Annotated in this window: 14 protein-coding genes and 1 tRNA gene; 12 read left to right on the top strand and 3 right to left on the bottom strand. The window is 72.5% G+C overall.

The window, feature by feature from the left end; genetic code table 11:
• The first annotated feature begins 18 nt into the window (after positions 1 to 18).
• Positions 19 to 441 (top strand): Fur family transcriptional regulator, encoded by a 423-nt coding sequence (locus ACFV18_RS10995; protein ID WP_380481658.1) that lies wholly within the window; start codon positions 19 to 21, stop codon positions 439 to 441.
• On the opposite strand, the gene ACFV18_RS10990 is transcribed toward ACFV18_RS10995, so the two are convergent.
• Positions 399 to 1,847: an MFS transporter gene (locus ACFV18_RS10990; RefSeq protein WP_380481656.1), complete on the bottom strand. Its 1,449-nt coding sequence runs from the start codon at positions 1,845 to 1,847 to the stop codon at positions 399 to 401. The two genes, ACFV18_RS10995 and ACFV18_RS10990, sit on opposite strands and share 43 nt — an antisense overlap.
• Positions 1,848 to 1,924: 77 nt before the next feature.
• Between ACFV18_RS10990 and ACFV18_RS10985 the strand changes: the two genes are divergently transcribed.
• A complete protein-coding gene (locus ACFV18_RS10985) occupies positions 1,925 to 2,359 on the top strand; it encodes a MerR family transcriptional regulator (RefSeq protein ID WP_380481655.1) in 435 nt (144 codons plus the stop codon).
• Positions 2,360 to 2,470: 111 nt separating this feature from the next.
• Here ACFV18_RS10985 and ACFV18_RS10980 read toward each other — a convergent pair.
• Positions 2,471 to 2,558: transfer RNA gene (locus tag ACFV18_RS10980), tRNA-Leu, on the bottom strand.
• Between the two features lie 419 nt (positions 2,559 to 2,977).
• On the opposite strand from ACFV18_RS10980, the gene ACFV18_RS10975 reads away from it, so the two are divergent.
• Positions 2,978 to 3,490, top strand: coding sequence for an ATP-binding protein (locus ACFV18_RS10975; RefSeq protein ID WP_380481986.1), 513 nt, complete (start codon positions 2,978 to 2,980; stop codon positions 3,488 to 3,490).
• Between the two features lie 4 nt (positions 3,491 to 3,494).
• Here ACFV18_RS10975 and idi read toward each other — a convergent pair whose 3' ends face one another.
• Positions 3,495 to 4,100 (bottom strand): isopentenyl-diphosphate Delta-isomerase, encoded by a 606-nt coding sequence (gene idi / locus ACFV18_RS10970; protein WP_380481654.1) that lies wholly within the window; start codon positions 4,098 to 4,100, stop codon positions 3,495 to 3,497.
• A gap of 432 nt (positions 4,101 to 4,532) precedes the next feature.
• On the opposite strand from idi, the gene ACFV18_RS10965 reads away from it, so the two are divergent.
• The 9 genes from ACFV18_RS10965 (at position 4,533) to hpnE (ending at position 13,395) form a co-directional block, all read left to right on the top strand.
• On the top strand, positions 4,533 to 5,288 hold the full coding sequence (locus tag ACFV18_RS10965; RefSeq protein ID WP_380481652.1) for a sugar phosphate nucleotidyltransferase: 756 nt from the start codon (positions 4,533 to 4,535) through the stop codon (positions 5,286 to 5,288).
• Positions 5,276 to 6,337, top strand: a complete 1,062-nt coding sequence (locus ACFV18_RS10960) for an iron-containing alcohol dehydrogenase family protein (protein ID WP_380481650.1) — start codon at positions 5,276 to 5,278, stop codon at positions 6,335 to 6,337. Before ACFV18_RS10965 ends, ACFV18_RS10960 begins: the two co-directional genes overlap by 13 nt.
• Positions 6,315 to 7,145 (top strand): CDP-alcohol phosphatidyltransferase family protein, encoded by an 831-nt coding sequence (locus ACFV18_RS10955; RefSeq protein WP_380481648.1) that lies wholly within the window; start codon positions 6,315 to 6,317, stop codon positions 7,143 to 7,145. Before ACFV18_RS10960 ends, ACFV18_RS10955 begins: the two co-directional genes overlap by 23 nt.
• Positions 7,142 to 8,026 carry a glycosyltransferase family 2 protein gene (locus ACFV18_RS10950; RefSeq protein WP_380481646.1) on the top strand — a complete coding sequence of 295 codons (885 nt, stop codon included), beginning with the start codon at positions 7,142 to 7,144 and terminating at the stop codon, positions 8,024 to 8,026. The genes ACFV18_RS10955 and ACFV18_RS10950 overlap by 4 nt, the downstream gene beginning before the upstream one ends.
• A 120-nt stretch (positions 8,027 to 8,146) precedes the next feature.
• Positions 8,147 to 9,088: an ABC transporter permease gene (locus ACFV18_RS10945; protein ID WP_380481644.1), complete on the top strand. Its 942-nt coding sequence runs from the start codon at positions 8,147 to 8,149 to the stop codon at positions 9,086 to 9,088.
• A 16-nt stretch (positions 9,089 to 9,104) separates the two neighbouring features.
• Positions 9,105 to 9,893: an ABC transporter ATP-binding protein gene (locus tag ACFV18_RS10940; RefSeq protein ID WP_380481984.1), complete on the top strand. Its 789-nt coding sequence runs from the start codon at positions 9,105 to 9,107 to the stop codon at positions 9,891 to 9,893.
• A gap of 190 nt (positions 9,894 to 10,083) precedes the next feature.
• Positions 10,084 to 11,004 carry a squalene synthase HpnC gene (gene hpnC / locus ACFV18_RS10935; RefSeq protein WP_380481642.1) on the top strand — a complete coding sequence of 307 codons (921 nt, stop codon included), beginning with the start codon at positions 10,084 to 10,086 and terminating at the stop codon, positions 11,002 to 11,004.
• A gap of 41 nt (positions 11,005 to 11,045) precedes the next feature.
• Positions 11,046 to 11,903, top strand: coding sequence for a presqualene diphosphate synthase HpnD (hpnD, locus tag ACFV18_RS10930; protein WP_380481982.1), 858 nt, complete (start codon positions 11,046 to 11,048; stop codon positions 11,901 to 11,903).
• 94 nt (positions 11,904 to 11,997) lie between these two features.
• Positions 11,998 to 13,395: a hydroxysqualene dehydroxylase HpnE gene (gene hpnE, locus ACFV18_RS10925; RefSeq protein WP_380481640.1), complete on the top strand. Its 1,398-nt coding sequence runs from the start codon at positions 11,998 to 12,000 to the stop codon at positions 13,393 to 13,395.
• Positions 13,396 to 13,424 lie beyond the last annotated feature (29 nt).

The following is a 13,424-nucleotide window of genomic DNA, read 5'->3' as shown; positions in this document are numbered from 1 at the left end:
AGCTGAATGGATGAACACATGAGTGACCTGCTCGAACGTCTGCGTGACCGGGGCTGGCGGCTGACCTCCCAGCGCCGGGTGGTGGCCGAGGTCCTCGACGGCGACCACGTCCACCTGACCGCGGACGAGGTCCACGCGCGCGCCGCCGAACGCCTCCCCGAGATCTCCCGCGCCACCGTGTACAACACCCTCGGCGAACTCGTCACCCTCGGCGAGATCCTCGAAGTCGCCACCGACGGCCGGGCCAAGCGCTACGACCCCAACGCGCACCAGCCGCACCAGCACCTGGTCTGCTTCGCCTGCGGCACCATCCGCGACGTCCACCCCACCGGCGACCCGCTGGCCGCCCTCCCCGCCGCCGAGCGCTTCGGCTTCACCATCACCACCGCCGAGGTCACCTACCGCGGACTCTGCGCCGACTGCGCCCGCGCCTCCGCCTGACGTCCGCCCCCGGGCCCACTCGACCGGCGGCCCGGCCCCGCCCCGCCGAGCAGTGCGATCAGCACACCCGCCGCCACCAGCAGCCACCACACCCCGTGCGCCGCCGAGGTGAACGCCGCGCCGCCCGCCGCCGCGCTGCTCGCCGCCGCACTGCCCGCGAGCATCGTGCCCGCCACCGCCACCCCCACCGCCGAACCCGTCTGCCGGGCCGCCGAGGCCAACGCGGATGCCAGCGCCGCCATCGACACCGGCAGCCCCGCCACCGCCGTCGTGGTGACCGGCGGATTCACCGTCCCCTGGAACACCCCCACCAGCGCGAACGACGCCAACAGCACCGGCACCGGCGTCCCCGGGCCGATCAGCAGCAACAGGACGCCCGCCGACGCCAGCGCCGCCCCGGACACCAGCAGCGGCAGCCGCGTCCCCCGCCGCCCCACCACCCGGCCCGTCCACGGCGACAGCAGCACGATCAGCACCCCCACCGGCGCCAGGCACAACCCCGCCCGCAGCGCCGACATCCCGCGCACCCCCTGCAGGTAGAGCGTCACCGCGAACAGGAACGCCCCGAACGCGCACAGCGCCGCGAACGCCATCACCAGCGCCGACACCACCGGGACGCTGCGCAGCAGGCCCAGCTCCAGCAGCGGATCCGCCCGCCGCGACTCCCACCGTCCGAGCACCGGCACCGCCACCGCCGCCGCCGCGAGCGGCCCCCACACCACCGGCGCCGACCAGCCGTCCCGGCCCGCCCCGATCAGCCCGAACACCACCCCGCCCAGCAGCACCACCACCAGCAACTGGCCCACCGGATCGAAGCGCCGCACCCGCGCCGCCCGCGACTCGGGCACCCAGCGCGCCGCCCCCGCCAGGCCCGCCGCCACCACCGGCAGGTTCACCCAGAACACCGCCCGCCAGCCCAGCGCGTCCACCAGCGCCCCGCCCAGCACCGGGCCCAGCGCCAACGACAACCCCGACACCGACCCGAACACCCCGACCGCGCGGGCCCGCTCCTCCCGCCCCGGGAACGTCGTCGCCACGATCGCCATCGCCACCGGGTTCAGCATCGTCCCGCCCGCCGCCTGCACCGCCCGCGCCCCCACCAGCGCACCCGCCCCCGGCGCCAGCGCGCACAGCGCCGACCCCAGCCCGAACAGCGCCAGCCCCACCATGAACACCCGCCGCCGCCCCCACCGGTCCGCCGCGGCCCCCGCCGGCAGCAGAAACGCCGCCAGCACCAGCGTGTACGCGTCCACCGTCCACTGCAGCGCCGACACCGACGCCCTGAACTCCCTTCGCACGGACGGCAATGCCACGTTCACCACGGTGATGTCCAGCACCACCATCACCATGCTCACGCAGCACACCGCGAGCACCAACTGCTTCCGCCGACCGCCAAGTTCGGACACCAGATCCCCTCCGCCCGTTCCCGGACCGGCAGTTGACGCCCAGCCCGGCCTGTCGCGCCGACGCTACGATTTCGAGCGTGCTCGAAATCAAGCCCCAACCCGCGCTTCCCGCCCACGGGTTGACGATCGCCGAAGCCGCCGAACGGACTGGCGTCAGCGTCCACACCCTGCGCTACTACGAGCGCGCCGGCCTGGTCGTCACCCCCATCGACCGCACCCCCGGCGGCCGCCGCCGCTACCACCGCCGCGACCTCGAATGGATCGACCTCTGCACCCGCCTGCGCGCCACCGGCATGCCGATCCGCACCATCCGCCACTACGCCGAACTCGTCACCGCGGGCCCCGGAAACGAACCCGACCGCCTCGCCCTCCTCGAATCCCACCGCGCCGAGGTGGCCGCCCGGTTGGCCGAGCTCCAGTCCCACCTGACCCGCATCGACCACAAGGTCCACACCTACCGCACCCGCCTCGCCACGGGCCGCGCCGAAGGCTTCTGGGCACCGGGCGAGTAGCCCGTGGCCGCCTCCGACTACCGGGCCGAGGCCGCCAAAGCGCTGCCGCCGACCCCGCGCGGCAGGCCGCGAAAAACCAGAAGAGGCCCCAGATAACTGGAGCCTCTTCGTTGGTGTCCGAGGGGGGACTTGAACCCCCACGCCCGATAAAGGGCACTAGCACCTCAAGCTAGCGCGTCTGCCATTCCGCCACCCGGACCGGGTGTCTCGCCTTCGGGCTTCCTTTCGGCTGCCCCCTGGCGACAAAGAGAACATTACCAGGCTTCCGGAGTGCTTCTCACCTGCGTTTTCGAGGCGCAGGGGCGAAGCGCCGGGGCAAATCGGTCAGAGGGGGGCAAGGTGGGCGAAGAAAGGGGTGAAACTGCTGGTGGTGGGGGTTCGGGCGGGTGTTCTGGCGGCAGACCCGGTGGTGCGGGCGGCCAGGACAGGGCACATCGTGCGCGGATTCGGTCGGGAAGCTTCACGACACGCGTGATTCCTGTCCGGGTGCGGGTCGGCGGGGGCTGCTCTCCTAGCCTCGGGTGACCAGGGAGCCCTGAGCGGAACGCCCGATGCCCGACAGCTGCCGCCGAGCTCCCGTCACCGCGTGAAGGGCGGCGTGCAGTGGAAGAGACGGAGATGGTGGCGGCGGACGCGGCCACCTGGTGGGAGCCCCGGCCGGGGCCGCAGCCGGGCGTGTGGCGGTTCACCGCCGCCCCGCACGAGTCCTCGGTGCCGCGCACCAGACACGCGGTGCGGGACCGGCTGCTGGCCCAGGGCATGGCGGGGGAGCGCTACCAGGAACTGGTGGACGACCTGCTGCTGATCGTCTCGGAGCTGGTGTCGAACGCGGTCACGCACGCCGCGGCGCTCTCCCCGCAGGTGCACTGCGAACTGGTGATCGGCCCGGACCGGGTGCGGATCTCGGTGGTCGACGGGCACCCGTACCGCCCCAGGGCGCAGGAGAACGACCCGGCCCGTCCGGGCGGACGCGGTTTGCTGCTGGTCAAGAGCATCACCCTGCAGGCGGGCGGCGAGTGCGACGTGGAGCGCACCGCGGACGGCGGCAAGGTGATCTGGGCCGGCCTGCCGCTGCCCGTACCGGGGCCCGCCGGGACGGAGGACGGTCCCGACGGGGACCCGGACTACTGAGCTGTCACCAGTCGTTGCCGGCGATCTCGCGGATCCCGGGCAGCGCGGCCTCGAAGACCGTCTCGAACCACACCGAGAACGGCTTCTCGGCCCGCAGCGCGCGCAGCTCGCCGGCGGTGACGAAGCGGGTGTCCTCGACCTCCTCCGGGTCCGGGTCCGGCTCGGCGGTGATCAGCCCGACGAACAGGTGGTTCCACTCCCGCTCGATCAGCCCGGTCGCCTCGTCCGGCAGGTCGTAGCGGACGGTGCCGGCCTCGCAGAGCAGCGCGGGGGCCGCGCCCAGCTCCTCGGTGGTGCGGCGGGCGGCCGCCACGAACGGCTGCTCGCCGGGGTACGGGTGGCCGCAGCAGGTGTTCGACCAGACACCCGGCGAGTGGTACTTGCTGAGCGCGCGGCGCTGCAGCAGCATCCGGCCCTGCCGGTCGAACAGGAACACCGAGAAGGCGCGGTGGAGCCGGCCCGGCTGCTGGTGGGCCCAGAGCTTCTCCCCGGTCCCGATGGTCACGCCGTGGTCGTCGACCAGCTCCAGCATGATCTCGCCGGGCGCGGCCGCGGACGGGACGGCGAGCTCGGGGGAGAGGTCGTCGGTCGGGCTGACAGCAGGGCTCATGGGCACAATGCCCCTTTCGGCACGTGGACCGGGGGCGGCCGCCGGGCCGCCCACCCCGGTCCTTGAGGTCGGCTGCGCGCGCGGCGGACTGGACCGGACCGGCCCGGTCCGCCGACGGCGTCGGGGCCCAAGTCTGCCGCATGCCCAGGCGGGCCCGGGGCCGCGACGCACACCGCCGGGGCGGTGGATCGGTTGTTCGGCAGAACTGTTCGGTCCGCGACCGCAGACCGTCATCGAAGGTTCACGTCGTACCCTCAGCTGATCACCTGACCTGCCCGGGCCGCGTTCTGGCAGGTGGTCGGGGTCGCCTACCATCAGTGAGACCGGGCGGACCGCAAGGCGCGCCCGTACGGCGCGCCGCAGCCGCGGCCGCGCCCCGGCGCCCGGCCCGCACCGGTGCACCGGACGGCACCCGAGACCCTGGAGTCCCGCATGATCGGCCTCGTCCTGGCCGCCGGCGCAGGCCGCCGGCTTCGTCCGTACACCGACACCCTGCCCAAGGCGCTGGTGCCGGTCGACGGGGAGCGGACGGTGCTCGACCTGACCCTGGGGAACTTCGCCGAGGTCGGCCTGCGGGAGGCCGCGATCGTCGTGGGCTACCGCAAGGAGGCGGTCTACGACCGCAAGCAGGCGCTGGAGCAGAAGTACGGCGTGAAGCTCACCCTGGTCGAGAACGACAAGGCCGAGGAGTGGAACAACGCCTACTCGCTGTGGTGCGCCCGCGACCTGTTCGGCGAGGGCCTGCTGCTCGCCAACGGCGACACCGTCCACCCGGCGTCGGTGCAGCGGACCATGCTGGACGGCAACGACCGGCGGATCAAGGAGGGCAAGGCCCCCGGGATCCTGCTGGCGCTGGACACCGTGAAGAAGCTCGCCGACGAGGAGATGAAGGTCGTCGTCGACCCGGAGCTCGGGATGCGCCGGATCACCAAGCTGATGGACCCGCTGGACGCCACCGGCGAGTACATCGGCGTCACGGTGATCAACCCGTCGGCCGGCCCGGCCCTGGCCGACGCCCTCAAGGCGGTCTTCGAGCGCGACCCGCAGCTGTACTACGAGGACGGCTACCAGGAGATGGTCGACCGCGGCCTGATCGTCGACGTCCAGCCGATCGGCGAGGTCTCCTGGGTCGAGGTCGACAACCACGACGACCTGGCCAAGGCTCGGGAGATCGCGTGCCGGTACTGACCCGACTGGTGCCGTCGCCGGTCTTCGTCGAGGTGCGGGCCGGCGCACTGGATTCGCTCGGCGGCATCCTCGCCGACCAGCGGCTGTCCGCGTCCGGCCGGATCGCGGTGGCGATCAGCGGCGGCTCGGGCATCCTGCTGCGCGAGCGCCTGGAGCCGGCGCTGCCCGGCGCCGACTGGTACCAGGTCGACGACGGCACCCTGGACAGCGCGGTCCGGCTGACCGACGAGATCCGCCGCGGCCACTACGACGCCCTGGTGGGCCTCGGCGGCGGCAAGATCATCGACGTGGCCAAGTACGCCGCGGCCCGGGTCGGCCTGCCGGTGGTCGCGGTCGCCACCAACCTCGCCCACGACGGCATCTGCTCCCCGGTCTCCACCCTCGACAACGACGCCGGCCGCGGCTCCTACGGGGTGCCCAGCCCGATCGGCATCGTGGTCGACCTGGACGTCATCACCAAGGCACCGAAACGCTTCGTGGCGGCCGGGATCGGCGACGCGGTCTCCAACATCTCGGCCTGCGCGGACTGGGAGCTCTCGCACACCGTCACCGGAGAGCCGGTCGACGGCCTCGCCGTGGCGATGGCCCGGGCGGCCGGTGAGAACCTGCTGCGGCACCCGGGCACCCTGGAGGACCCGGACCTGCTGACCACGCTCGCGGAAGCCCTGGTACTGTCCGGCATCGCGATGAACATCGCCGGCAGCACCCGACCCAGCTCGGGCGCCTGCCACGAGATCTCGCACGCCCTGGACGTGCTGTACCCCAAGCGGTCCGCCCAGCATGGCGAGCAGGTCGGCCTCGGCGCGGCCTTCGCCTGCTTCCTGCGGGGCGAGCGGGACCTGTCCGGACTGATCGTGGAGCGCCTGCGTTTCCACGGCCTGCCGGTGACGGCCGATCAGCTCGGCTTCACCGAGGCGGAGTTCACCGAAGCGGTGCACTACGCTCCGAACACCAGACCGGGGCGCTTCACCATCCTCGAACACCTCGACCTCTCCGCCACAGACATCAGGGACGCGTACGCCGACTATGTCCAAGCCGTCAACAGCTGAACGCCCGCCGGTTGACCTCACCCGCCGCCCGTCGATCGAGGAGCTCCGGGCGGTCATCCACCCGGAGGGCATGCTCCAGCGACGCAGCGCCGAGCACTGGGCCGGCCGCCTCTACATGCGGAAGATCTCGCTGCGGATCACCCGCATCCTGTCGACCGCCACCGTGATCACGCCCAACGGCCTGACCTACCTGATGATGCTCACCGGCATCCTGGCGGGCATCGCCCTGGTGGTCCCCGGCCTGGGCGGCGCGATCCTCGGCGCCCTGCTGATCCAGATCTACCTGCTGCTGGACTGCGTGGACGGCGAGGTCGCCCGCTGGCGCCGGCAAACCTCGCTCACCGGTGTCTACCTGGACCGGGTGGGCCACTACATGTCCGAGGCCGCGCTGCTCACCGGCCTCGGCCTGCGGGCCACCGACCTGCTGCACCGCGAGGGCTCGCACGCCGCCTGGCAGTGGGCCTTCCTCGGCACGCTGGCCGCGCTCGGCGCGATCCTGATCAAGTCCGAGACCGACCTGGTCGACGTCGCCCGGGCCCGCTCCGGGATGACCGCCGTCGAGGACGAGGCCTCGGTGCCGCGTTCCAGCGCCGTCGCCAAGGCCCGCCGGGCCGCCGCGCTGCTGAAGTTCCACCGCCTGGTCGGCGCCGTCGAGGCCTCGCTGTTCATCCTGGCCGCCGGCATCGCCGACCAGGTCCACGGCGGCCTGTACTTCACCCGCCTCGCCGTGGTGGTGCTCGCCGCCATCGCGATGCTCCAGACCGTCCTGCACCTGCTGTCCATCGTGCTCTCCAGCAGGCTGCGATGAGCGACGACTTCCGCCTCGGCGCGGTCATCATCACCATGGGCAACCGGCCCGCCGAACTGAACGCGCTGATCGAGTCGGTGCGCGCCCAGCAGGGCCCGCCGGTCGAACTCGCCGTGGTCGGCAACGGCGCCCCGCTGCCCCCGCTCCCGGCGGGCGTGCGCACCGTCGAACTGCCCGAGAACCTGGGCATCCCCGGCGGCCGCAACGTCGGCATCGAACTGTTCGGCCCGGACGGCCGGGACGTCGACGCGGTGCTGTTCCTGGACGACGACGGCTCGCTGCCGAGGACCGACTCCGCCGAACTGCTCCGGAAGGCGTTCACCGCCGACCCCTCGCTGGGCATCGTCTCGTTCCGGATCGCCGACCCGGAGACCGGCACCACCCAGCGCCGGCACGTGCCCCGGCTGCGCGCCAGCGACCCGATGCGCGGCTCCCGGGTCACCACCTTCCTGGGCGGCGCCAGCGCCGTGCGCAGCGCCGTCTTCCCGCAGGCCGGGCAGCTGCCCGCGGAGTTCTTCTACGCCCACGAGGAGACCGACCTGGCCTGGCGGGCGCTGGACGCCGGCTGGTCGATCGACTACCTCCCGGACGTGGTGCTCCACCACCCGGCGACCTCCCCGGCCCGGCACGCGGCCTACTTCCACAACGTGGCCCGCAACCGGGTGTGGCTGGCCCGACGGAACCTCCCGGCCCTTCTGGTGCCTCTCTACCTGGGGACCTGGTTCCTGCTGACGGTCGCCCGGCGGCCCTCCGGCTCGGCGCTCAAGGCGTGGCTCGGCGGGTTCCGGGCCGGCTGGAGCGAGCCCTGCGGCCCGCGTCGGCCGATGAAGTGGTCCACCGTCTGGCGCTTGACCAGGCTCGGCAGACCGCCAATCATCTGATCGCAACCGGTCGGCAATACCCTGGCCGCCCGCACGCAAACCTGAGCTCCTCGTGGTACGCCCCGGTTCCGCGCCCCGTCCCCCCGGGGCCGCGGAATTTCGACCCCCTGAAGGACGAATGTGTCGACACTGAGTGACCCGGTCAACCTCTCCGCACCGAGGGGCACCGACGCGGGTCTGACCCCGAAGCAACTGGCGGACAAGTACGGGCTGTCCGTCAGCGGCAAGCGGCCGAGTCTGCCGAAGTACATCCGCCAGCTGTGGGCCCGTCGCGCTTTCATCAGCGCGTTCGCGACCGCCCGCCTGGTCGCGCAGTACACCACCGCGAAGCTCGGCCAGCTCTGGCAGGTACTCACCCCGCTGCTCAACTGCGCGGTGTTCTACCTGGTCTTCGGTGTGATCATGAAGAGCCGGGACGGCGTCCCGGTCTACGTCGCCTGGCTGTGCGTCGGCGTCTTCGTCTTCCAGTTCTCGCAGAGCGCGATCCAGGCCGGCACCCGGTCCATCTCGGACAACCTCGGCCTGATCCGGGCGCTGCACTTCCCGCGCGCCTCGCTGCCGATCGCCTTCACCGTGATCCAGCTCCAGCAGCTGCTGATCTCGATGGTGGTGCTGGTCGCCATCGTGCTGGCCAACCACGTCAAGCCGGGCATGACCTGGCTGCTGATCATCCCGGCGCTGCTGCTGCAGTCGCTGTTCAACACCGGCCTCGCCATGGTGATGGCCCGGATCGGTGCCAAGACCTCGGACATCTCGCAGCTGATGCCGTTCCTGCTGCGCACCTGGATGTACGTCTCCGGCGTCATGTACAGCGTCTCGGGCTACATCCAGAGCTGGCCGACGATCTGGCAGACGGTCTACTCCTGGAACCCGGCGACGGTCTACATGGACCTGATGCGCTACGCGTTCATGCCGGACAGCTTCGACAAGGCCGTTTACGGGAGCAAGGCATTGGTCCTTCCCCACCACATCTGGATCATGGCCGGCAGCTGGGCGGTCGTCGCCTTCGTCATCGGCTTCGTGTTCTTCTGGAAGTCCGAGGAGGAGTACGGCCGTGGCTGACGCAGCGATCGACACCATGAAGGAGACCACCGCGGTGGACAACCAGGCCCGGGTCCCCACCGTGGTGGTGGACGACGTGCACATCATCTACAAGGTGCACGGCGCGGGTGCCGGCAAGGGCAGCGCCACCTCGGCGCTGAGCCGGATGATCACCCGCAAGAAGTCGCCCGCGATCCGCGAGGTGCACGCGGTGCGCGGCATCAGCTTCACCGCGTACAAGGGCGAGGCCGTCGGCCTGATCGGCTCCAACGGCTCCGGCAAGTCGACCATGCTGGCGGCCATCGCCGGCCTGCTGCCGACCGCCAAGGGCGCCATCTACACCAACGGCCAGCCCTCGCTGCTGGGCGTGAACGCGGCGCTGATGAACGACCTGACCGGCGAGCGCAACGTGGTGCTGGGCTGCCTGGCGATGGGCATGTCCCCGGCCCAGGTGCGCGAGCGCTACCAGAGCATCGTCGACTTCTCGGGCATCAACGAGAAGGGCGACTTCATCTCGCTGCCGATGCGCACCTACTCCTCCGGCATGGGTGCCCGCCTGCGGTTCTCCATCGCCGCGGCGAAGACCCACGACGTGCTGCTGATCGACGAGGCCCTCGCCACCGGCGACCAGGGCTTCCAGCAGCGCTCCAAGGCCCGGATCAACGAGCTGCGCAAGGAGGCCGGCACGGTCTTCCTGGTCAGCCACGACAACAACGCGATCCGCGAGACCTGTGAGCGCACCATCTGGATCGAGCACGGCGAGCTGATCATGGACGGGCACACCGACGAGGTGGTCCGGCGGTACGAGAAGGGCGAGCGCCCCTGACCGGGGCGCGGCCGTCGGTCGCAGGGCCGGTGCGCGGGGAGCATTCCCCGGCACCGGCCCTGTGCCGTGCGGCGGGTGAAGGCGTGACGACGGAAGCGTGTCCGAGGCGCGATGGCGGCCGGGCCCGGTGTAGAACGGGGGAGTGACGGCAGTGTCGGCTTCAATCAAATCTGATAACCAGACAGCGGCGGTGACGCTGGACAAGGCGGACCTGGAGAACTTCCCGGTCGCCCCCGCCTTCCTGCCCGCCGCCTGGCGCGACGACCTGATGGCGGTCTACGGCTTCGCCCGGCTGATCGACGACGCCGGCGACGGCGACCTCGCCGACCCGGCCTCCGTCGCCCACCTGCTGGACGTCCCCGGCGCACCCGGGGACGAAGGCTTCCGGCTCGCCCTGCTGGACGGCCTGGAGCGCGACCTCGACCGGGCCTTCGCCACCGCCCTCGGCGACGACCGGGCGCAGGGTGGCACCGTGCTCGGCACCGCCGCCGACGAGCCCCGGCACCCGCTGGTCCGCCGCCTGGTCCCGCTGATCGAACAGCACGCCGTCACCCCGGAGCCCTTCCGCCGGCTGATCGAGGCCAACCGGGCCGACCAGACCGTCACCCGCTACCCGACCTGGGACGACCTGCGGCACTACTGCACGCTCTCCGCCGACCCGGTCGGCCGCCTGGTGCTCGCCCTGGCCGGCCGCGCCACCCCCGAGCGGATCGAACTCTCCGACGCGATCTGCACCGCGCTGCAGATCGTCGAACACCTGCAGGACGTCGCCGAGGACCTCGACCGCGGCCGGATCTACCTCCCGCAGGAGGACCTCGCCACCTTCGGCGTCACCGAACAGGACCTCGCCGCCCCCGCCGCCTCGCGCGAGGTGCGGCAGCTGATCGCCTGGGAGGCGAGCCGGGCCCGGACCCTGCTCGATCACGGCGCGCCGCTGGTAGGTACGGTTCACGGGAGGCTTCGACTGCTGCTGGCGGGATTCACCGCCGGCGGGTACGCGGCCCTGGACGCCATCGCGGCGGCCGGGTACGACGTGCTCGCGCACCGGGCGAAGCCGGACAAGCGCCGCCTGGCCGGCCGGGCGGCGGCACTTTTCGCGAAGGGAAGGTGAGCGCCCGCGTGGGGGCATCACCACTGGCGTCCGCGCCGGTCATGGCGGCCTACCGGTACTGCGAGGCGGTCACCGCCCTGCAGGCCCGCAACTTCAGCTACGGCATCCGGCTGCTGCCCGAGGCCAAGCGGCTGGCGATGTCCGCGCTGTACGCGCTGGCCCGCCGGGTCGACGACATCGGCGACGGCGAACTGCCGGTCGAGCAGAAGACCGAGGCGCTGGCCCGCACCCGCGTCCTGCTGGACGAGATCCGGGCGGGCGCGGTCGGCGAGGACGACACCGACCCGATCAAGGTCGCGCTGGCCGACGCCGCCCGCCGCTTCCCGATCCCGCTCGGCGGCTTCGACGAGCTGATCGACGGCGTCGAGATGGACCTCAAGGGCGTCGAGTACCAGACCTTCGACGAGCTCAAGGTGTACTGCCGTTGCGTGGCCGGCTCGATCGGCCGGCTCTCGCTCGGCGTGTACGGCTGCGAGGACTGGGAGCGCGGCGCCGCCTACGCCGACACCCTGGGGCTGGCCCTGCAGCTCACCAACATCCTGCGCGACCTGCGCGAGGACGCCCTGAACGGCCGCACCTACCTGCCCGCCGAGGACCTCGCCAGGTTCGGCTGCCAGCAGGGCTTCGCCCTGCCGAAGCTCCCGGTCGGCGCCGACTTCACCGGCCTGGTCGCCTTCGAGGCCGCCCGCGCCCAGCAGGCCTTCACCGAGGGCCTGCAACTGCTGCCGATGCTCGACCGCCGCAGCCGCGCCGCCACCGCCGCGATGGCCGGCATCTACCACCGCCTGCTCGGCCGGATCGCCGCCGACCCGCACTCGGTGCTCCGCGGCCGCGTCTCGCTGCCCGGCTGGGAGAAGGCGTACGTGGCACTGTCCGGGCTCGCCGGAGGGCGTTCTTGATTCTCACGCCAGTTCTGTCACGCTGTGTCAACAGGGAATCACGACGCATGCGCACGTTGTTGTGTCCTCAGTCCACTGCTGCCAGGGAGGACCGATGAGCACGCCGACGCCGCAGCGGCAGCGCACCGCCGTGGTGATCGGCGGCGGCCTGGCCGGCATCACCGCCGCGCTCCGACTGGCGGACGCAGGCGTGCGCACCACCCTGGTCGAGGCCCGCCCCCGGCTCGGCGGCCTGGCCTTCTCCTTCAAACGCGGAGACCTGACGGTCGACAACGGCCAGCATGTCTACCTGCGCTGCTGCACCGCCTACCGCGGCCTGATCGACCGCCTCGGCGCAGACGCCCTGGTCGACCTCCAGGACCGGCTGGACGTCCCGGTGCTCGGCCTGGCCGCCGACGGCACCCGCAGCCTCGGCCGGCTGCGCCGCGCCGCCCTGCCCGTCCCGCTGCACCTGGCCGGCAGTCTCGCCACCTACCGCCACCTCGGCCCGGCCGACCGGCTGCGGGTGGTGCGCGGCGCCCTCGCCCTCAAGGGGCTGCGCCTGGACGACCCGGCGCTCGACGAGATCTCCTTCGGCGAGTGGCTGCGCCGCCACGGCCAGACCCCGGCCACCGTCGAGGCGGTGTGGGACTTGGTGGGCGTCGCCACCCTGAACGCCACCGCCGACCGCACCTCGCTGGCGCTGGCCGCCAAGGTGTTCCAGACCGGCCTGCTGTCCGACCCGGGCGCCGCCGACATCGGCATCGCCCGCGTCCCGCTCGGCGAGATCCACCACGACCGGGCCCGCGCCGAACTCGAACGCGCGGGCGTCCGGGTGCTGCTGCGCAGCAAGGCCGCCGAGGTCAAGGCCGCCGAGCCGAACGCCGTCCGGCTGGAGAGCGGCGAACTGCTCACCGCCGACACCGTGGTGCTGGCCGGCGCCCAGGACGCCGCGGCCGCGCTGCTGCCGCCGGGCGCGATCCCCGGGCAGGAGCGGCTGGCCGGGTTCGGCACCGCGCCGATCCTCAACGTGCACGTGATCTACGACCGGCCGCTGATCCGCCGTCCGTTCTTCGCCGCGATCGGCTCCCCGGTGCAGTTCGTCTTCGACCGCACCCCGCACTCCGGCCTGGCCGTACCCGGCGCCCAGTACCTGGCGGTGTCGCAGTCCGCCGCCGAGGACGAGATCGACCTGCCGGTCGCCGAGCTGCGCGAGCGCTACCTGCCCGAGCTGGCCCGCCTGCTGCCCGCCGCCCGCGACGCCCGGGTGCTGGACTTCTTCGTCACCCGGGAGCGCACCGCCACCTTCGACCCGGCGCCCGGCACCGCCCGGCTGCGCCCCGGCGCGCGCACCGAACTGCCGGGCATCCTGCTGGCCGGCGCCTGGACGGCCACCGGCTGGCCCGCGACCATGGAGGGCGCGGTGCGCAGCGGGCACGCCGCGGCCGATGCCGCGCTGGCCGGCTCCGGCCGGATCCCGGTCGATCGCGCGGACGGGCGGTGGCCCCGATGACGCCGACCCGGCAGTCCGCGACCACTGAC

Source organism: Kitasatospora sp. NPDC059673 (assembly GCF_042734215.1).
Taxonomy (GTDB): Bacteria; Actinomycetota; Actinomycetes; order Streptomycetales; family Streptomycetaceae; genus Kitasatospora.
The sequence above is the reverse complement of the archived record's forward strand: the minus strand, read 5'-3'. Positions and strand labels throughout refer to the sequence as shown.